The following is a 17,216-nucleotide window of genomic DNA, read 5'->3' as shown; positions in this document are numbered from 1 at the left end:
TCGGCTACCAGGGTCAAAAGACGGACGTAAAGCGAATGTCACCTAACGGCTTCCCTGGAGCAGCACCCGCGCGACGAGTTCCGGGTCGTCGTTCATCGGCACGTGCCCGCAGCCGGGCAACAGCCGGAACGTCCCTTCGGGAGCGACCTTCCGCAGGTCGGCGACGCGCGGCCGGGCGAGGATCCGGTCGTGCTCGGCCCAGGCGACGGTCACCGGGACGCCGGTGACCGGGCCGGTGAAGCGGAAGTCGCCGCGGGACTGCGCGGCGGTGGGCTCGAAGCCCGGCGCGGTCGCGAGCGCGTGGGCGTCCTCGACGACGGCGTCCGGACTCAGCCGGCCCGGCTTTCCGACGATCATCCCGGTCAGCGCCTTGCGCCCGGCCGGGGTCGCGGCGATGCGGCGCACGACGTGCGGTGGTGTGCGCTGAGCGAGCGCGCGATGGGCCTTGAGCGTGGCGATCGCGTACATCTTCTGCGTCCGGTTCCACAGCCCGGCCGGCGACAACGCCGTGACGCTGCGGACGAGCCCGGCCTGGCCGAGTGCCAGCGACAGCAGGCCGCCGAGCGAGTTGCCCGCGACGTGCGGCCGGCCGAGGCCCAGCTCGGTGAAGAGCTCCTTGAACATGACCAGCGCGGGCTCGACGCCGTACCCGCCGGACGGCTCGGGCGAGTCGCCGAAGCCCGGCAGGTCCACGGCGATGACGTCTCGATGGGGCGTGAGCAGCGGGAACACCGGCGCCCACGCCTGACGGCGGTGGCCGATGCCGTGGATCAGCACCAGCGGCTCGCCCCGGCCCTCGCGGTCATAGACAACGTCGTCCATTACCCGAGAGTAAGGCGGAGTTAGCGGAAAAGCTACAACCGCCGGTAACAGTTACTCTGCGTCCGGGTGAATCCGCGTCCCGGTGTCGGCCGACCGCTGGACGGCGTCGAGCACGCGGTGCACGCGCACCGCGTGCGCGAAGTCCGGCAGATCGCCCTTCAGGTGCCGCGCGTAGGCGTGCGCGACGTTGTACGACGGCTCGGCGCTGCGCCCGGCCAGCTGCGGGAGCTCGTACCGGGTGGGCACGGTGAGCTTCTCCAGCACGCCGGTCCGGCTGCCGCGCAGCGTCAGCTTCGCGATCCAGAACAGCGGGTCCGCGGCGGTGACGACCAGGGTGCCCTCGGTGCCGTTGATCTCCCAGCGGAAGTCCGTGGCGGGCGACGACCCGCCGCGCAGGTGCAGCGACGCGACGGCACCGCCGGTCAGCACGCCGCTGACGGCGATCTGGTCCGGCGCGGTCATCGGGACGGACTCGCCGGTGACCTCGTCGCGCACCCGCGGCCGGACGGTCGCCATCGTCGCCGAGAGCTCGGAGAACCGGCCGAGCACCATGTCGAACGCGTCGACGGTGTGTGCGAACGGGATCGTCAGCATGGTCGCCCCGCCTTCGGGGTGCAGCTGGTAGGTGCGCCCGGCGCGGACCGAAGGCCCCCAGTTCCCGCCCGAGCCGATCAACGACGTCGAGAGCACGCGGCCGACGTACCCGTCCTTGATGAGGTCACGCAGGTAGCGCAACGCGGGCGCGGACCGCCCCTGCAGGCCGACCGCCGTCTTGGCGTCCTTCGCCTCTTCGGCCAGTGCCTCGGTTTCGGCCAGGCTCACGCCGAGCGGCCACTCGCTCAGCACCTGCTTGCCCGCGGCCAGCGCCGGCTCGATCAGCGCCCGGTGCTCGCTCACCTTCACCGCGACGACGACCAGGTCGACCTCCGGGTGCCGCGCCAGCTCCCCGGCGTCGCCGAAGGTCAGCGGCACGCCGTACTTCTCCCCGGCCACCCGCGCCGACTCGGCGCTGCTCCCGCTCAGCGCGCGGAGCTCGTAGCCGTCCACCGCGGCCAGCGCGGGCACGTGCGCGGTGGCGGCCCAGCCGCCGTTCGCGCTGAGCCCGACGATGCCGACCCGGACCGGTGCCATGAGCTTTCCTTTCGTTGCCCTGCACAAGACTTCGACGTGCCGAGCGTCGTGGTCATTCCCGGGTCAGCGCAAGCCGCATCCGGTTACGTCTCGCTTTTCCGGCTATGACTTCGGACTCGCCGGTGAGGACGAAGCCGAGTCGCACCTGGACCATCCGGGCAGGCTCGCACGCACGGAGGGTTCGGTAACACCCCTTGACGCGGGCGCGATGAGGCGAACGATCCGGCAACTGGGGGAAAAATGGGCATCGAGGTCGTACTCGTGGTGCTGGCCGTCGTCGTGCTGCTGATCGGCGGCACGGTGTTCAGCGCTTGGCGGGCCGAGCGCTCGGAGGAACGCGAGGACGACTGACCGATCGGCCCGGCAGCGGTCGGCCGAGTGGCCGATGGGGTCCGGCTCTTCGACCGAAGCGGCTCCCGAGGCAAGATCCATAACGTCGGTGACATGACGAACGCACAGGTCACGGCCCTGCAGTACGGCTTCATCGGCTTCCTGGCGCTGTGGACCGTGGTGCTGGTGCCGCAGCTGATCACGCAGCTGGCCCGGCACGGCGGCCTGCGCCTGCGCGGCATCGTGACCACCGGTGCGGTGCTGCTGTACGGCTGCATGACCCTCGCGGTCGTCTTCCTGCCGCTGCCCGGGCCCGGCACGCGCCGGCTGAGCCAGACGGTGCAGCTGCACCCGTTCCAGTGGATCACCGACATCCACACGGAGCTGCTGAAGCACGGCGAGCCGCTGTCGCAGTGGTTCATGACGCAGACGTTCCAGCAGGCGTGCATGAACGTGCTGCTGTTCGTCCCGCTGGGCGTGTTCGCACGGGTGCTGTGGCGCCGCGGCCTCATCGGCACGGTCCTGATCGGCTTCGCGGCCTCTTTGCTGATCGAGTTCACGCAGGTCACGGCGAACTTCGGGACGGCGCCGTACGTCTACCGCATCTTCGACGTGGACGACCTCATGAACAACACGTTCGGCGCGGGAGTCGGCTGGGTGTTCGGGGCGCTGCTGCTGGCGCTCCTGCGTTCACCGGTCGGCGTGCAGCCGGCCCGGGGCGAGCGGGTCCACTTCGCCGAGACGCGCTAACCGGGCCTTCCGCTGCAGGGCGGCCCGCTTGGCGGCCCGGCGATCCTCGAGAACGACGACGAGAGCGGCGACGGCCAAGACCAGCGCGACGAGCCCGAGGACGAGCGGAAGCTGCACGAAATCCTCCTCGGTACGGCGCTGTGCGGGAGATCACACAGAGTACGCAGGTCCGTGGTGAATTCGCTACCCCCCGCGACGGGTTCCCGGTGAACTCTCGGCGACCCGGGCGGCGAACCAGTTGCGGTCCTCGGTGAGCCAGCCATCGAAGACCAGGTCCGCCGAGGTCAGCACGTCGTCGAGAGCCAGGCGGCGACAGGTGAACTCCTGATCCCACCGCCGCCCGCCGGCCGAATACCGCACGGTCGCCGACAGCAGGTCCCCGCCCCGGACCACGTCCGCCAGCTCGACGTCCACCTCCCCGAGCCGCCCACCCTGGCCGGAAGCGACGGTGTCGAACCACTCCGGCGGGTGCCACTCGACGATCAGCCGCCCCGAAGGCGACAGGTGCCGCCGAGCGGCAGCGAGCAGCGCATGCCGGTCCGGATCCAGCGCCGTGTTGACCAGGTGACTCCCGAGCAGCACCGCGTCGAACGTCCGCCCGAGATCCAGGTCCCCGATCCGCGCGCACACCGTCTCGGCCCGGACGTGGGCCAGCATCGCCGGCGAGTCGTCCACGGCGACCACGGGATGCCCCAGCTCCACCAGCGGGTGGGTGACCCGCCCGGTCCCGCACCCCAGCTCGAGGATCGACGCCCCCGCCGGCAACGCCGCGTGCACGATCTCCGGCTCGCCGGCGGCCGGCAACCGCAGGTAGACCTCGACCGAACATCCGTCCGCGGTGACCTCCATCCCGCGATCGTGCCGGAAACTGAAGGCGTGAGCACCCGACCCACGAAGGACCAGCTGGCCGCCGCGCACAACGCGACCATCCCGGACGTCATCGCGCCCGGCCTCGACGTTCTCTTCTGCGGCATCAACCCCGGCCTCTACTCGGGCGCGCTGAAACAGCACTTCGCCCGCCCCGGCAACCGCTTCTGGCCGGCCCTCCACGAGGGCGGGTTCACGCCTCGCCTCTACAGACCCGACGAGCAGGAGCAGCTGCTCGACCTGAAGCTCGGCATCACGAACGTCGTCGCCAGGACCACCGCCCGCGCCGACGAGCTCACCGACGACGAGCTGCGCGAAGGCGGGAAGCTCCTGGAAGCGAAGGTGCTCGAGTACCAGCCTCGGTGGCTCGCCGTCGTCGGGATCACCGCCTACCGGACCGCCTTCGGCTTCCCGAAGGCGCGCGTCGGCCGCCAGGAGCACCGGATCGGGGACACCTGCGTGTGGGTGCTGCCGAATCCGAGCGGTCTCAACGCGCACTGGACGCCGGCCGGGCTCGCGGCGGAGTTCGCGGAGCTGCGAACCGCATCCGAGCGTCGTCGAAATCGTTGAACAAGGAGCGGGCAACCCTCAGTAGCGCCAGCCGCCCCATCAGGTCCTTCCCAGCCCGGTCGAGCCGACTTCTCCCAGTGGATTTCTACCCAGAGTTTGCTGTGACCGGGCGATTAGGCCATGAGGGGGAGATGGCGTCATGAGCTGCGCAATCGCGACTCGTACCAAGCAGGAGGAGTCACTTTTGGCCGGTCCCGGCAGGGGGAACCGGACGGTGCCGGACGCGTGAACCGAGGGGACGCGCCCGGCGTCCCAGGAGCGACGGCGCAGAGACGGAGGCCCACGATGCACGGCATCGAGCCCACCCGCAGGCCCACCGGGCCGATCGGACCCGGCGGGCGAAGTCTCGGCGTGGCGGTCGTCGACCCGGTCCCGATCTTCCGCGACGGCCTCGCCGCGCTCGTCCACCGCAGCCAGGGGCTGCACTGGGCCGGCCAGGCGGCCAGCCACCACGCCGCGCTGCAGCTGTGCGAGCAGGTCAAACCGGACGTCGTCGTGCTCGACTCCGCACTCGACCCGAACTGCCACCTGACGAAGCTGCTCAACGCCGGCGACCCGGCGCTGATCCTGGTCACGCTGATCCGTGACACGAATCGCACGCAGCAGTACCTCGCGGCCGCGATCGCCGCGGGCACGCACGCGATCGTGCCGCGGTCGATCGATTCGCGACGGCTCGCCGAAGCGATCCGGCGAGCCCACACCGAGCGCCGCTACATCGACCCGGTGCTGGCCACGCTCACCGCACGGCCGAAGCGGTCGACCGTGCCGAAGGGCGACCTCGCCCACGACAGCCCGCCGTCGCCGCGCGGCGGGATGCCGCTGTCCCGGCGCGAGTACCAGGTGCTCCAGCTGGTCGCCGAGGGTCTCGAGAACTCCGCGATCGCGAAACTGCTGTTCCTGTCCGTCGAGACGGTCCGGACCCACGTCAAGAGCATCCTGCGCAAGCTCTCCGCACGGGACCGGACGCACGCGGTGACGATCGCCTTCCGCGGCGGGATCTTGGTCGCCCGTGCGGAGGACGGGCACATGCCGGTGACTGCCGACACAACGGCGCTCCCGGGGCAGCGCTGACCCCGCTTTCCCAGAAAGATGGCCGGATTTCCGATACTCGGAAGTGCGGATCTGCTTGCTCCAGTTACCCGCAGGTAATATCCTGAAGTTACCGGCGAGTAAGGCGAACATGTGCCCGGCCGGGGAGCCGAACACATTGGAGTGACGACATGGGCCACTACAAGAGCAACGTCCGAGACTTGGAGTTCAACCTCTTCGAGGTCTTGGGCGTGCAGGAGCGCCTGGGCAAGGGTGTGCTCGCCGAGTCCGACGAAGAGACCGCCCGCGGGGTGCTGTCCGAGCTGAACAAGCTCGCGACCGGCCCGCTCGCCGAGTCCTTCGCCGACGCCGACCGCAACCCGCCCGTGTACGACCCGAAGACCTTCAGCGTCAAGATCCCCGAGTCGTTCAAGAAGAGCTACCAGCAGCTCCTCGACGGCGAGTGGTGGCGCCTCGGCCTCACCAACGACCTCGGCGGCTTCGGCCTGCCCCCGACCGTGCAGTGGGCCGCGTCCGAGCTCATCCTCGGCGCCAACGCCCCGCTGTTCATGTACATGGCTGGCCCGAACTTCGCGATGATCGTGAACAAGAACGGCACCGAAGAGCAGAAGCACTGGGCCCAGCTCATGATCGACCGGGCCTGGGGCGCCACGATGGTGCTGACCGAGCCGGACGCCGGCTCCGACGTCGGCGCGGGCCGCACCAAGGCCACCCAGCAGGAGGACGGCTCCTGGCACATCGACGGCGTGAAGCGGTTCATCACCTCGGCCGAGCACGACATGAGCGAAAACATCATGCACCTCGTGCTGGCCCGCCCCGAGGGTCCCGGCATCGAGACCAAGCCGGGCACCAAGGGCCTGTCGCTGTTCCTCGTGCCGAAGTTCCACTTCGACTCGAAGACCGGTGAGCTGGGCGAGCGCAACGGCGCCTTCGTCACGAACGTCGAGCACAAGATGGGCATCAAGGCCTCGACGACGTGCGAGCTGACCTTCGGCCAGCACGGCACCCCGGCCAAGGGCTGGCTGCTCGGCGAGGTCCACGACGGCATCGCGCAGATGTTCCAGGTCATCGAGTACGCCCGGATGATGGTCGGCACCAAGGCCATCGCGACGCTGTCGACGGGGTACCTCAACGCGCTCGAGTACGCCAAGGAGCGCGTCCAGGGCGCCGACCTGCCGAACATGCTGAACAAGGCCGCGCCGCGCGTCACCATCACGCACCACCCGGACGTCCGCCGCTCGCTGATGCTCCAGAAGGCGTACGCCGAGGGCCTCCGCGCGGTGTACCTGTACACGGCGTCGTTCCAGGACCAGCTGTGGACCGGCGAGGGTGACCAGAAGGTCGCGCACGGCGTCAACGACCTGCTGCTGCCGATCGTCAAGGGCGTCGGCTCCGAGCGCGCCACCGAGCAGCTCGTGCAGTCGCTGCAGACGCTGGGCGGTTCCGGCTTCCTGCAGGACTACCCGATCGAGCAGTACATCCGCGACGCCAAGATCGACTCGCTGTACGAGGGCACCACGGCGATCCAGTCGCTGGACTTCTTCTTCCGCAAGATCGTCCGCGACAAGGGCGCGTCCCTGGCCTTCGTCGCCGGCGAGATCACGAAGTTCATCGAGTCCGAGGCGGGCAACGGCCGGCTCAAGAACGAGCGCGGGCTGCTCAAGCAGGCCCTCGAGGACACCCAGGGCATGCTGGGCTCGCTGATCGGCTACCTGACGGCGTCGCAGGAGGACCCGCAGAGCATCAACAAGGTCGGCCAGCACACGGTCCGCCTGCTGATGTCGGTCGGCGACCTGCTCATCGGCTGGCAGCTGCTCAAGCACGCCGAGGTCGCCATCGCGAAGCTCGACGCGGGCGCGTCCGCCAAGGACGTCCCGTTCTACGAGGGCAAGATCGCCGTGGCGTCGTTCTTCTCGAAGCAGGTGCTGCCGGAGCTGACCTCCCGCCGCGCGATCGTCGAAGCCGCCGACAACGCGCTGATGGAGCTGGACGAAGCCGCATTCTGATGGTCACGAAAAGGGCTCTCCTCGCGTGAGGAGGGCCCTTTTCGCGTTTCGGGGCCCCACGGGCCGGGCACTCCGCTCACCGAGTCCGACGGACCCGAGTGGCCGGGTTCGCGGATCCTTGAGAGGAGAAAGTGATGACTGTCGCCGGCATCGTCAGCGCACTCATCGTCGGGCTGATCATCGGTGTTCTCGGCCGGCTGGTCGCCCCCGGCAAGCAGAGCATCCCGATCTGGCTGACCATCCTGATCGGCATCATCGCCGCGTTCATCGGCACGGCCATCGCCCGCGGTCTCGGGTACGCGGACACCAACGGCATCGACTGGCTGGAGATCCTCACCCAGGTCGTCCTCGCCGCGATCGGCGTCAGTGTGGCAGCGGGGCTCTACGGCCGCCGCGGCGTGACGAGGTAGCGGCTTTCGAGACCCGGCCCGGTCCGGTCCGCTGTCGAAGCGGACCGGACCGGGCCTTTCGTGTCTCACTCCATCGGGGGTCTGCACGGGCGGGGCGCCGGGATCGGTGCCACCGTGGCGCTTATTGCGCTATCCGAGGAGGCAGCTGTGCTCGGCGGACTTTGGGGCATCATCTCGACGATCATCGTGGGCCTGATCCTGGGCGTGCTCGGCCGGCTGTTCGCGCCGGGCGACCAGAAGATCCCGATCTGGCTGACGATCGTCGTCGGCATCGTGGCCGCGTTCATCGGCAACTGGCTCGCCGGGGTGTTCGGCGTCCGGAACACGAACGGGATCGACTGGATCCGGCACATCTTCCAGATCGTCGCCGCCGTCGTCGGCGTCATCGCGGCCTCGGCGATCTACGCCAGGGTCAAGGGCGGCAGCCGCACTACCGCCTGACCGACGCGCACGCCAGCACCACGGCGAACCCGGAACCGGCCAGCAGGAGCACGGCGGCCCAGGTCATCGTCGTGGTGATGGCGTGCGCGGACGACGCCGTGGCGAGCGTCAGGAACACGCTGCCGAACGTCGCCACGCCGATGACCTGGCCCAGCTGCAACGTCGTGGTGAGGAGGCCGCTGACGTCCGAGGCGCGTTCGACCGGGACGTGCGTCAGCGCCTGCGCCATCAGGGAACCGAACGCCGGCCCCATCGACAGGCCGAACAGCAGCAGCGCCACGAAGAACAACGTCCCGCCGTCGCCGTCCAGGGCGAGCAGGGCGTAGGCGACCGCGGAACCTACGTACCCGCACGGGGTCAGCCAGGCGTGCACGCGCTGGGGCAGCCGGTTCCAGAAGAACCCGCAGAGGCCGAACACGATGCCGCCGGGCGCCATCGCCAGGCCGGCCGCCATCGCCGTCTTCCCGAGGCCCGACTGCAGGTGCAGCGATACGCAGAAGAGGAACCCGCCGTAGGACGCGACGCCCGCGGCCAGCGTCGCCAGGCCCGGCGCGACCCCGCGGATGCGCAGCACGCCGAGGTCGACGAGCGGATCGCGGACCCGCCGTTCCACGACCACGAACAGCACGGCCAGCAGCACACCCGCGGCGATCGAACCGAACGTCCACCCGGGCCAGCCGACCTCGTGGCCGAGCACCAGCGGCAGCACGACGAGCACCACGGCCGGCACGGCGATCGCGAGCCCGGCGAGGTCGAGGCGGCGCCCCGCCTTCGCCACGCCGCCGGGCACCAGGCGCAGTGCCAGCAGGGCCACCAGCACGCCGATCGGCACGTTCACCAGGAAGATCGGCCGCCAGCCCGTGCCGAACAGGTTCGCGCCGACGAGCACGCCGCCGAGCACCTGGCCGGCCACGAACGCGACGGAGATGACGGCGGTGTACGCGCTGAGCGCCTTGGCCCGCGCGGCGCCGCTGAACTGCGCCTGGATGAGGCTGATGACCTGCGGCATCATCAACGCGGCTCCCGCGCCCTGCGCGATCCGCGCGGCGATCAGCGTCACCGGGTCCGGCGCGAGGCCGCAGAGCAGCGAGCAGACGGTGAAGGCGATCGTGCCGGTGACGAACAGCCGGCGCCGCCCGAACAGCTCGCCGAGCCGGGCGCCGGTGATCAGCAGCATCGCGTAGCCCACGGTGTAGCCGGAAACGACGAGCTGCAGCGCGGCGCCGGACGCGTGCAGGTCGCCGCGGATGTCGGTCATGGCGACGTTCACGACGGTGACGTCGAGCAGCGCCATGAACTGGCCGAGCAGCAGGACGGCCAGCATGAACCACGGCCGCCGGTCCGGCCGGGCGGCCCGGTCCGGGGTGGCCGGGGCAGAGGTGGTCAGTGTCATGCCCCTGACCTTGGGGCGCTTCGGTTCCGGGCGGAGAGAGCCTGGGGATGCTGGTACTCCCAGCACCTGCTTCTCTTCGGGGTGCGGTGGTGGCGGAGCCCCGGACGGCACAGCTTCGCCGAAAACTGTCGTACCCCTCGGGCACCATGTCCGCATGACCCAGACGCAGGTCTACGCGAGCCGCCGGGAGGAACTCGGCCAGTTCCTCAAGGCGTGCCGGGCGCGGATCGGCCCGGAGGAGGTCGGGCTCGCGCCCGGCCCACGCCGTCGGCTCAGCGGGTTGCGCCGCGAGGAGGTGGCGCTGCTCGCCGGCGTCGGCATCACTTGGTACACGTGGCTGGAGCAAGGGCGGCCGATCAACGCGAGCTCGCAGGTGCTCGACGCGGTGGCGCGCACGCTGCGGATGGACCACCCGGAGCGGGAACACCTGTACCGGCTGGCGGAGCTGACGCCGGCACGGTCGCCGTCGTCGGCCGAGGTGGTGCCGGACACGGTGCGCGAAGTGCTGCGCGCGCTCGATCCGCTGCCCGCCACGGTGGTCAACGGCCGGTTCGACATCCTGGAGTCGAACGCGGCCCAGGAGGAGATGTTCTGGGAGTGGCACAGCCTCCCGTGCCTGCACAAGAACTTGCTGTGGTGCTGCGTGACCGAGCCGAACGCACGGCGGTTCTTCCTGAACTACGAAGAGGAGGTCCCTTACATGGTCGCGCGGATGCGCGCCGAGTACGGCAGGCACGTCGGCGACCCGTCCTGGGAAGAGGACATCCGCCGCCTGTCGGCACTGAGCCCGGAGTTCGCCGGGCTGTGGGCACGGCACGAGGTCGCCGAACCCCAGGCACGGCTGCGGCGGCTGAACCACCCGCAGGCCGGCCGGATGAACCTCCGGCTGACCGAGCTGGCGGTGGCGGAGGTGCCGGGACTGCGGATCCAGGTGTCCACTCCGGACGACGCACGGAGCTGGGCGTCGCTGCCCCTGACCCGGCGGGAGCGGGCATGACCCTGCTGGACTTGAACGGCCGGGGGCTGAGTTCGCTGCCTTCGGTTCCGCCCGACGTCACCCGGCTCGACCTCTACCGGAACGAGCTCTCGTCGGTGCCGGCGGCGCTGTGGGAGTGCACCGGGCTGGAGGTGCTCAACCTGGCGGCGAACCGGCTGTCCTCGCTGCCGCCGGGGATCTCGGCGCTGACGTCGTTGCACACGCTGGACCTGGGCCACAACGAGTTCGGCTCGCTACCGGACGAGCTGGGCGACCTGGCCGGGCTCACGGAGTACCTGTACGTCAGCGACAACCGGCTGACCGAGTTCCCTCCGGCGTGGTGCCGCCTGGGCCGGTTGCGCTACCTGGGCTGCACCGACAACAGGATTTCGGTGCTGCCGCCGGACCTTTCCGGGTTCTCTTCGCTGCGTGAGCTCCGGTTGTACCGCAACTCGCTGACCGAGCTGCCGGAGTCGATCGGTGCTCTCGGGGCGTTGCGGGAGCTGCACCTGCGGGGCAACCGGCTCACCTCGCTGCCGGACTCGATCGGCTCGCTGGCCGAGCTGCGGCAGCTCGACCTGCGGGAGAACGCGCTGACGACGTTGCCGGCGTCCGTGGCTCAACTGTCCAAACTGGACAAGCTGGATCTGCGGTGGAACAAGCACTTCCGGGAGCCGGCGTGGCTGCGCGACTTCGAGGAGGCGGGGTGCATGGTCCTTCGCTGACAACTCAACAGAGAACGGTCGGACGCGGACCGTAGGTCGCCGTGTGCGACGTCCGGCGGACTTCGGCGCCGGACGAGACGTCGTAGAGCACGCGGGTATCGGTGACGCTGAAGCCGGGCGTGCCGATCGACGGCTGGCACGGGCCGGTGCCGCCACCTCCGCCGAACTGGACCGGAGGGGGATCTCCGGGGGTCTGCGCGCCGGTCTGGCTCTCGACGCGGTAGTGGCGGGTGCCCCAGATCCGGACCGTCACGGAGTCGCCGGAAACCGTGGCCTGGACGGCGATCCCGGTCGGCGAGTCGTTGGTCAGCTTGAGCTCGACGGGGCTGCCGTCGGCGTTGACGGCCTTGGCGTCGCGGCCGACGGGGTAGCGGTCGAGGTAGTGGTCGTGCTCGAGGTGACCGCCGTCGGTCAGGCCCGCGAGGTAGCCCGCGTTGTACAAAGTGGACGCGAGCTGCGAGACGCCGCCGCCGATGACGGTCGCGCCGGTGCCGTCTTCCTCGGCCGGGGCGGGCACGTAGCCGTTGTCGGCGGTGCGCGGGCCGGAGCGGGCGCCGAGGCTGAAGGTCTCGCCGGGCTTGACGATCGTGCCGGACACGCGGGCGGCGAGCGTCCGGTTGTTCGTCGCGGCCGGGCCGGCCAGGCCGCCGGTGGTGAACTCGCCGACGACCTCCTTGATGCCGAGCGCGCTGGCGGCGTCGGTGGTCACGCCGGGCTTCGACGCACTGTAGACGACGAGCAGGTCCCGGCCGTCGGTCTTCTTGAGCACGTCGATGAGCGGCAGGAAGGTCTTCTCCCAGTTGACCTTCCGGGCGTCCTCGGAGGGCTCGACGGCCGGCTGGTCGCCGGTGAAGACGATCTGGGCGTCCTTACCGTCGGTCTCGGTGCTCGCGAGCCCGTCCTTGAGCGCGGCCTGCAGCTTGCCCTGGTCGATGCGGACCTCGACGGCCCCGCCCTCGACCGCGGCGAACTGGAACGAAGACGCGATCGTCGCCGGCGTGAGCGGGACGTCCTTGCCCTGTCCGTGCACGACGACCGGTTTCGCGACGGCGGGCACGACGATCTGCTGGTAGGCGGCCTGCACGCCGGCCGCGGTCGCCTTCACGGGCGTGATCGTCATGCCGAGCTTGACGCCGCCGGGGTCGAGCCAGTGATCGGTGACGGTGTGCACGGCGCCGGCGAGGTCGGTCAGCTCCTGGCCCTGCCGCGGCAGGATCGGATACGGCGTGACGCCGCCGTCGCTGCCGTCGACCGCCATGAACCCGACCGCGCCTTCGGTGGCCGGGTGGTTCAGCCTGCTCTCGGCCAGCTCGCGCACGGCCTGGCCGATCTGGTTCGGATCGGTCTGCGTGGCGACGCCGACTTCGCGGCTGGTGAAGAAGGACATGATCCGCGTGATCGGGCTCAGCGGCTGGTGCCCGGCGAGCCCGAGGGTGTTCGGCCAGTCGAGCCCGAGCCCGGACCGCGAGGGCACGAGCTCGGCCTGGACATCGCCCCCGTGGATGACGACGGGCCGGGTGAGCCGCGGCTCGAGTTCCTTGCGCAGCTTGGCTTCCGCCTCGGCATGGGTCAGGCCGCCGACCTCGATGCCGGCGACGGTCACCCCACGCGGAACGTCACCGGCGCTGGCGATGAGGTCGATGGCGTAGAGGATCACGAAGAGCCCGAGCGCGATCCCGATGGACATCATGGTGCGGGCAAGGCCCTTGCGAAGCCGCCGCGCCGGAGTCTCGGGCGCCGGCGGCGGGGTGGGGATTTCGAGGAGTTCACCGAGGAGGTCATCGGCGAAGAGATCGGCGGTCCCGGCGGCCCCATCGACAGCCGGCGCCCGATCAGGAGCGGCAGGAGGCGCATCGGCAGACAGAAGCCCGGCCACGGCGGGCGGCTCCGCAGGCTCGGCTACAGGCGGCGGCTCTCCGGCCGGGGCCTCGGCGACGGCTTCGGCCGTTGTGGACAAATCCGCGGCCGCAGGTTCAGCCACGCTGTCGGCTGCGGCGGCGCGCGGCTCCGCGGCCGCAGGCTCAGTCGCGCTGTCGGCCGGCGCGGGCGGCTCAGCGGCAAGAGGTGCCGGCTCGGTGGGCTCCACGGCGGGCCCCGCTTCGGCGAGCGATCGCGTAGGCGAAGCCCCAGCGGCGGCCACCTCCACAGCAGGCCCAGCCTCGGCGAGCGTGCCCCCAGCGGCTGACTCCACAGCAGACGCAGCCTCGACAAGCGATCCGGCAGGCCCAGCGCCCGCGGCCGACTCCGCAGCGGGCGCAGCCTCGGCAGCCGACTCCGTGGTCGCAGGCTCGAGCTCCCGCACCTCGGCGCGCTCGTGCGCGTTGTCGTCTGCCACGCCCTCGTCCTCCGCGGGACCCGACCTACAGGTAGAGCCCCGTCCCGTGTTCAGTCCGCTCGGTCGCCACGGCGTGGATGTCGCGTTCGCGCATCACCAGGTGCCCCTCGCCCTGGATCTCGACCTCGAGCTGGTCCTCCGGGTTGAAGAGCACGCGGTCGCCGGTCTTGACGTTCCGCACACTGTTCCCGACGCCCAGTACATCACCCCACGCGAGCCGGCGCGCGACCTGCGCCGTGGCGGGGATCACGATGCCGCCGCTGCTGCGGCGCTCGCCCTCTTCCGGGGACAGCCGCACCAGCACGCGGTCGTGCAGCATCTGGATCTCGAGTTTCGCCCCGTCAGACACGGTTCGCATGCTACCCGGCGGGCTCGCCCGCCATGACCAGGCTCAGCTCCCGCGCCCCGTCCGCCGCCAGCCGCACCGGCACGCCCCAGTCCTGCCGGGTGATCCGGCACGCCGGGTGCTCGTTGCCGCTGTCGTCACTGTCGCAGCTCGCGGCCTGTGCGACGACCTGCAGCACACCCTCGGTGACCCCCGAAGCGAGCCGGATCTTGCGCTTCAGGTCGGTGCCGGTGCCGTCGCCCTCGGCCAGCAGCGAAGGCGGCGACGCGCTGATCTCCAGCCGGGTCGACGGGCCGAAGCGGTCGTCCAGCTTCTCGCCCGGCGGCGCCGTGAACACCACCGAAAAGTCGATCTCACCCGGTGCGAGCACCGTCGGCGGCCTGCGTACGGCGTGCGCGTCGCCGGTCACGAGCGTCGGTTCGCTCGCGGGCAGCGGGCCGATCCGGTTGCCCGCCGACTCGACGACCAGCAGCTCGCCGTCGTGCAGCAGCAGTCCCTGTGGCTCCGAAAGGCCGGTGGCGATCGTCGTCACTTCGCGCGTGAAGACGTCGAAGCGGCGTACGGCGCCGTTGTAGGTGTCCGCGATCGCGATCTTGTCGCCGGGCAGCACGGCGAGGCCCAGCGGGTGCTGCAGCAGCGCCTTGTCGGCCGGGCCGTCGGTGTGGCCGAAGGAGAAGAGGTCGACCCCGATCGCCGTGTGCACGGTGAACGACTCGCCGTCGGGCTCGATCCAGCGCAGCGCCGACGTCTCCGCGTCGGCGAGCCACAGCTTGTCGCCGTCGGTGGCGAGGCCGGACGTCTGCGCGAAGAACGCTTCACCGACGTCACCGTCTCGGAGGCCTTCGACGGTCGTCCCGGCGAAGCGGCGGATGGTGCCGGAAACCGGGTCGAACACGCTCAGCGTGTGGTTGCCCGCCATCGCGACGACGACCCCGCCGGCCGCGCCGTACCAGGCGACGTCCCACGGGCTCGTGAGGTCGACCTCGACGCCCTTGCCGGAGTCCGGTCCGGTGCGCCACTGCGCCCCGGTGCCGGCGACCGTGGTCACCTCGCCGGTGATCAGGTCGAGCCCGCGCAGCCGGTGCCCGGCGGTGTCGGCGACCACGGCGTGGTAGCCGGCGCGCTCGGCGACGTCGTACGGCAGCAGCGCGATGCCGGACGGCTCGGCGAACGTCGCGATGTCGAACGGCCCGTCCTGGCCACCGCGCTCACCGCTGCCGAAGCGCCGGATGACCGTCTCGCCGTCCGATGCGAACTCGACGACGGAGTGGTGCCCGGTGTCCGCGACGAGGACGCGCCCCTCGGCCGTCGCGACGGCCTTGCTCGGGAAACGCAGCTCGCTGACCTGCTCCTCGACCGGGACATACGGGCTGCCGCCGCGGCGAAGCGTCCCCTTCGCTTCGTGCTTCGTCACGAGGTCCGCGATGACACGGCGAAGCGCCTCTTCGTGCCCTTCGCCCGCGGCGACGTGCACGACGTACCCCTCGGGGTCGACGACCGCCAGCGTCGGCCACGCGCGGACCGCGTACTGCGACCACAGCTCCATCTTCGGGTCGTTGACCACGGGGTGGTGCACCTCGTAGCGCCGGACCGCGGCTTCGATGGACGCGCGCTCGCCCTCGTGCAGGAACTTCGGCGAGTGGACGCCGATCGTGACGAGCACGTCCGCGAACTCGGCTTCGAGGGGACGCAGCTCGTCGAGCACGTGGAGGCAGTTGATGCAGCCGCTGGTCCAGAAGTCCAGCAGGACGATGCGCCCGCGCAGCTCGGCGAGGGTCAGCGGGCGTCCACCGGTGTTCAGCCAGACGTCGCCGCGCAGCTCGGGAGCGCGCACGCGGGCCTGCGGTCGGGGTGAAGTCACGGCAAGAGTGAACTACATGCGCTCACGCTCTGTTCCGGAGTTCAGCCGATGAGAGAACAAACTCACCCCACGGGGGTCTCCGTGAAGACGGCGGAAAAGAACGCGCGGCGGGGTGAGCCGCCGCTTAGGCTCGGGACATGACCCCCGTCCAGCCGGCCGGCGCCCTCACCTTGGAGGAGGCACGGCACCTGCAGGAGAACCTCCGGGAACCGGTGCGCCCCGGGCTGACCGGACCCGAGCTCGACGACGTCGAGCGCCGGTTCGGGTTCCGCTTCGCCCTGGACCACCGCACGTTCCTGTCCGCCGGCGTCCCGATCGGCGACCGCTGGCCGGACTGGCGCTGCGGCAACCCCGAGCAGCTGCGCAAACGTTTGGCCTGGCCGGTCGACGGCGTGCTGTACGACGTCGAGCACAACGGCTTCTGGCTGCCGGACTGGGGCACGCGCCCGGTCGGCCCGGAGGACGCGGTCCGCGAAGCCCGCCGCCGCCTGGCCGACGTGCCGCAGCTGGTGCCGGTGTGCGGGCACCGGTACCTGCCGGGCTTCCCGGGCACGGCGGGCTACCCGGTGCTGTCGGTGTACCAGACGGACATCATCGTTTACGGCTGTGACCTGCGGGACTACCTGCACCGCGAGTTCGCGACGGGCGGCATCAGCACGGCCCCACCGGACGGGCCGAGGTACATACCGTTCTGGTCCCGCTTCATCGACTGACCTCGGCGGCCCGCTTCAGCCGGGCGAGCGTGGCGGCGATGTTCTCGGCGTTGGCCGCATTCCGGTTCCACACGCCGGTGACGGTCGAGGTCGGCACCTTGAACCAGGCCGGCCGCCGCTCCCACATGCTTTCGACGACGACGCAGCCCTCGCCGGCGGGCTCGAAGTCGTACTGCCAGCGCGAGACGGGCAACCCGGCCACCGAGGTCACCTCGAAGCCGAACCGCCGCCCGGGATCGGCGTCGGTGATGGTGGAGAGGGTGCTCCACCGCCGGAAGCCGCGGCGGTTGCGCCCCCGGAACTTCGCCCCGACCGCGGGCCCGTCGAAACCGCCGACCCACCGGTGCCCGGCGTACTCCTCGGCCACTTCGGCCAGCTTGCCGGGGTCACTGACCAGGGCGTAGACGACTTCGGGAGCAACACCGATCTCGATCCGGCCGGTGGCGTCGGGCGCAGTCATGGGACCTCCACGTCGAGGGGACATACCGAG

The 17,216-nt window shown here is 70.7% G+C and carries 18 protein-coding genes; 9 read left to right on the top strand and 9 right to left on the bottom strand.

Translation table 11 applies throughout. The features are described 5' to 3' along the window. Positions 1-42: 42 nt before the first annotated feature. Together QRX60_RS12440 and QRX60_RS12435 are read right to left on the bottom strand one after the other, a co-directional pair. The gene (locus tag QRX60_RS12440) at positions 43-822 is read right to left on the bottom strand and encodes an alpha/beta fold hydrolase (RefSeq protein ID WP_286000929.1); all 780 of its coding nucleotides are present in this window, start codon (positions 820-822) and stop codon (positions 43-45) included. Between the two features lie 51 nt (positions 823-873). Continuing rightward, positions 874-1,953: a Gfo/Idh/MocA family protein gene (locus QRX60_RS12435; protein WP_286000928.1), complete on the bottom strand. Its 1,080-nt coding sequence runs from the start codon at positions 1,951-1,953 to the stop codon at positions 874-876. 444 nt (positions 1,954-2,397) lie between these two features. On the opposite strand from QRX60_RS12435, the gene QRX60_RS12430 reads away from it, so the two are divergent. Next, positions 2,398-3,033, top strand: a complete 636-nt coding sequence (locus QRX60_RS12430) for a VanZ family protein (RefSeq protein WP_286000927.1) — start codon at positions 2,398-2,400, stop codon at positions 3,031-3,033. Here the strand turns inward: QRX60_RS12430 and QRX60_RS12425 are convergent. Then, positions 2,974-3,150, bottom strand: coding sequence for a hypothetical protein (locus QRX60_RS12425; RefSeq protein ID WP_286000926.1), 177 nt, complete (start codon positions 3,148-3,150; stop codon positions 2,974-2,976). The genes QRX60_RS12430 and QRX60_RS12425 overlap by 60 nt on opposite strands. 66 nt (positions 3,151-3,216) lie before the next feature. Beyond that, the gene (locus QRX60_RS12420; RefSeq protein WP_286000925.1) at positions 3,217-3,882 is read right to left on the bottom strand and encodes a class I SAM-dependent methyltransferase; all 666 of its coding nucleotides are present in this window, start codon (positions 3,880-3,882) and stop codon (positions 3,217-3,219) included. Positions 3,883-3,909: 27 nt separating this feature from the next. On the opposite strand from QRX60_RS12420, the gene mug reads away from it, so the two are divergent. From mug to QRX60_RS12395, 5 genes are all read left to right on the top strand, one after another. Continuing rightward, positions 3,910-4,470, top strand: coding sequence for a G/U mismatch-specific DNA glycosylase (mug, locus tag QRX60_RS12415; RefSeq protein ID WP_286000924.1), 561 nt, complete (start codon positions 3,910-3,912; stop codon positions 4,468-4,470). Between the two features lie 285 nt (positions 4,471-4,755). Next, the gene (locus QRX60_RS12410) at positions 4,756-5,541 is read left to right on the top strand and encodes a response regulator transcription factor (RefSeq protein WP_286000923.1); all 786 of its coding nucleotides are present in this window, start codon (positions 4,756-4,758) and stop codon (positions 5,539-5,541) included. A 149-nt stretch (positions 5,542-5,690) separates the two neighbouring features. Continuing rightward, entirely contained in the window at positions 5,691-7,526 is a 1,836-nt protein-coding gene (locus tag QRX60_RS12405) for an acyl-CoA dehydrogenase (RefSeq protein ID WP_286000922.1), read from the top strand. Positions 7,527-7,660: 134 nt separating this feature from the next. Continuing rightward, a complete protein-coding gene (locus QRX60_RS12400; RefSeq protein WP_286000921.1) occupies positions 7,661-7,936 on the top strand; it encodes a GlsB/YeaQ/YmgE family stress response membrane protein in 276 nt (91 codons plus the stop codon). Positions 7,937-8,083: 147 nt separating this feature from the next. Next, positions 8,084-8,377 (top strand): GlsB/YeaQ/YmgE family stress response membrane protein, encoded by a 294-nt coding sequence (locus QRX60_RS12395; RefSeq protein ID WP_286000920.1) that lies wholly within the window; start codon positions 8,084-8,086, stop codon positions 8,375-8,377. Here QRX60_RS12395 and QRX60_RS12390 read toward each other — a convergent pair. Next, on the bottom strand, positions 8,367-9,770 hold the full coding sequence (locus QRX60_RS12390; RefSeq protein ID WP_286000919.1) for an MFS transporter: 1,404 nt from the start codon (positions 9,768-9,770) through the stop codon (positions 8,367-8,369). The genes QRX60_RS12395 and QRX60_RS12390 overlap by 11 nt on opposite strands. A gap of 154 nt (positions 9,771-9,924) precedes the next feature. Between QRX60_RS12390 and QRX60_RS12385 the strand changes: the two genes are divergently transcribed. Next, a complete protein-coding gene (locus tag QRX60_RS12385; RefSeq protein WP_286000918.1) occupies positions 9,925-10,767 on the top strand; it encodes a helix-turn-helix transcriptional regulator in 843 nt (280 codons plus the stop codon). Next, positions 10,764-11,471: a leucine-rich repeat domain-containing protein gene (locus QRX60_RS12380; protein ID WP_286000917.1), complete on the top strand. Its 708-nt coding sequence runs from the start codon at positions 10,764-10,766 to the stop codon at positions 11,469-11,471. Before QRX60_RS12385 ends, QRX60_RS12380 begins: the two co-directional genes overlap by 4 nt. A gap of 4 nt (positions 11,472-11,475) precedes the next feature. Here QRX60_RS12380 and QRX60_RS12375 read toward each other — a convergent pair whose 3' ends face one another. The 3 genes from QRX60_RS12375 to QRX60_RS12365 form a co-directional block, all read right to left on the bottom strand. Then, positions 11,476-13,161: a VanW family protein gene (locus QRX60_RS12375; protein ID WP_286000916.1), complete on the bottom strand. Its 1,686-nt coding sequence runs from the start codon at positions 13,159-13,161 to the stop codon at positions 11,476-11,478. A 670-nt stretch (positions 13,162-13,831) separates the two neighbouring features. Beyond that, positions 13,832-14,164 carry a GroES family chaperonin gene (locus QRX60_RS12370; RefSeq protein WP_286000915.1) on the bottom strand — a complete coding sequence of 111 codons (333 nt, stop codon included), beginning with the start codon at positions 14,162-14,164 and terminating at the stop codon, positions 13,832-13,834. Between the two features lies 1 nt (position 14,165). After that, a complete protein-coding gene (locus QRX60_RS12365; protein WP_286003571.1) occupies positions 14,166-15,986 on the bottom strand; it encodes an NHL domain-containing thioredoxin family protein in 1,821 nt (606 codons plus the stop codon). A 164-nt stretch (positions 15,987-16,150) separates the two neighbouring features. On the opposite strand from QRX60_RS12365, the gene QRX60_RS12360 reads away from it, so the two are divergent. Then, positions 16,151-16,726: a hypothetical protein gene (locus QRX60_RS12360; protein ID WP_286000914.1), complete on the top strand. Its 576-nt coding sequence runs from the start codon at positions 16,151-16,153 to the stop codon at positions 16,724-16,726. Here QRX60_RS12360 and QRX60_RS12355 read toward each other — a convergent pair. Next, entirely contained in the window at positions 16,716-17,186 is a 471-nt protein-coding gene (locus QRX60_RS12355; RefSeq protein ID WP_286000913.1) for an SRPBCC family protein, read from the bottom strand. The two genes, QRX60_RS12360 and QRX60_RS12355, sit on opposite strands and share 11 nt — an antisense overlap. Positions 17,187-17,216 lie beyond the last annotated feature (30 nt).

It is taken from the genome of Amycolatopsis mongoliensis, assembly GCF_030285665.1.
In the GTDB taxonomy this organism is placed as follows: domain Bacteria; phylum Actinomycetota; class Actinomycetes; order Mycobacteriales; family Pseudonocardiaceae; genus Amycolatopsis; species Amycolatopsis mongoliensis.
Note: the sequence above shows the minus strand (reverse complement) of the source record. Positions and strands in the feature narration are given on the sequence as shown.

Bases quoted from the DNA above. Each gene is read 5' to 3' on its own strand.
- QRX60_RS12440 (WP_286000929.1), bottom strand. From the start codon at position 822: ATGGACGACGTTGTCTATGACCGCGAGGGCCGGGGCGAGCCGCTGGTG.
- QRX60_RS12435 (WP_286000928.1), bottom strand. From the start codon at position 1,953: ATGGCACCGGTCCGGGTCGGCATCGTCGGGCTCAGCGCGAACGGCGGC.
- QRX60_RS12430 (WP_286000927.1), top strand. From the start codon at position 2,398: ATGACGAACGCACAGGTCACGGCCCTGCAGTACGGCTTCATCGGCTTC.
- QRX60_RS12420 (WP_286000925.1), bottom strand. From the start codon at position 3,882: ATGGAGGTCACCGCGGACGGATGTTCGGTCGAGGTCTACCTGCGGTTG.
- QRX60_RS12410 (WP_286000923.1), top strand. From the start codon at position 4,756: ATGCACGGCATCGAGCCCACCCGCAGGCCCACCGGGCCGATCGGACCC.
- QRX60_RS12405 (WP_286000922.1), top strand. From the start codon at position 5,691: ATGGGCCACTACAAGAGCAACGTCCGAGACTTGGAGTTCAACCTCTTC.
- QRX60_RS12400 (WP_286000921.1), top strand. From the start codon at position 7,661: ATGACTGTCGCCGGCATCGTCAGCGCACTCATCGTCGGGCTGATCATC.
- QRX60_RS12390 (WP_286000919.1), bottom strand. From the start codon at position 9,770: ATGACACTGACCACCTCTGCCCCGGCCACCCCGGACCGGGCCGCCCGG.
- QRX60_RS12385 (WP_286000918.1), top strand. From the start codon at position 9,925: ATGACCCAGACGCAGGTCTACGCGAGCCGCCGGGAGGAACTCGGCCAG.
- QRX60_RS12380 (WP_286000917.1), top strand. From the start codon at position 10,764: ATGACCCTGCTGGACTTGAACGGCCGGGGGCTGAGTTCGCTGCCTTCG.
- QRX60_RS12375 (WP_286000916.1), bottom strand. From the start codon at position 13,161: ATGATGTCCATCGGGATCGCGCTCGGGCTCTTCGTGATCCTCTACGCC.
- QRX60_RS12370 (WP_286000915.1), bottom strand. From the start codon at position 14,164: ATGCGAACCGTGTCTGACGGGGCGAAACTCGAGATCCAGATGCTGCAC.
- QRX60_RS12360 (WP_286000914.1), top strand. From the start codon at position 16,151: ATGACCCCCGTCCAGCCGGCCGGCGCCCTCACCTTGGAGGAGGCACGG.
- QRX60_RS12355 (WP_286000913.1), bottom strand. From the start codon at position 17,186: ATGACTGCGCCCGACGCCACCGGCCGGATCGAGATCGGTGTTGCTCCC.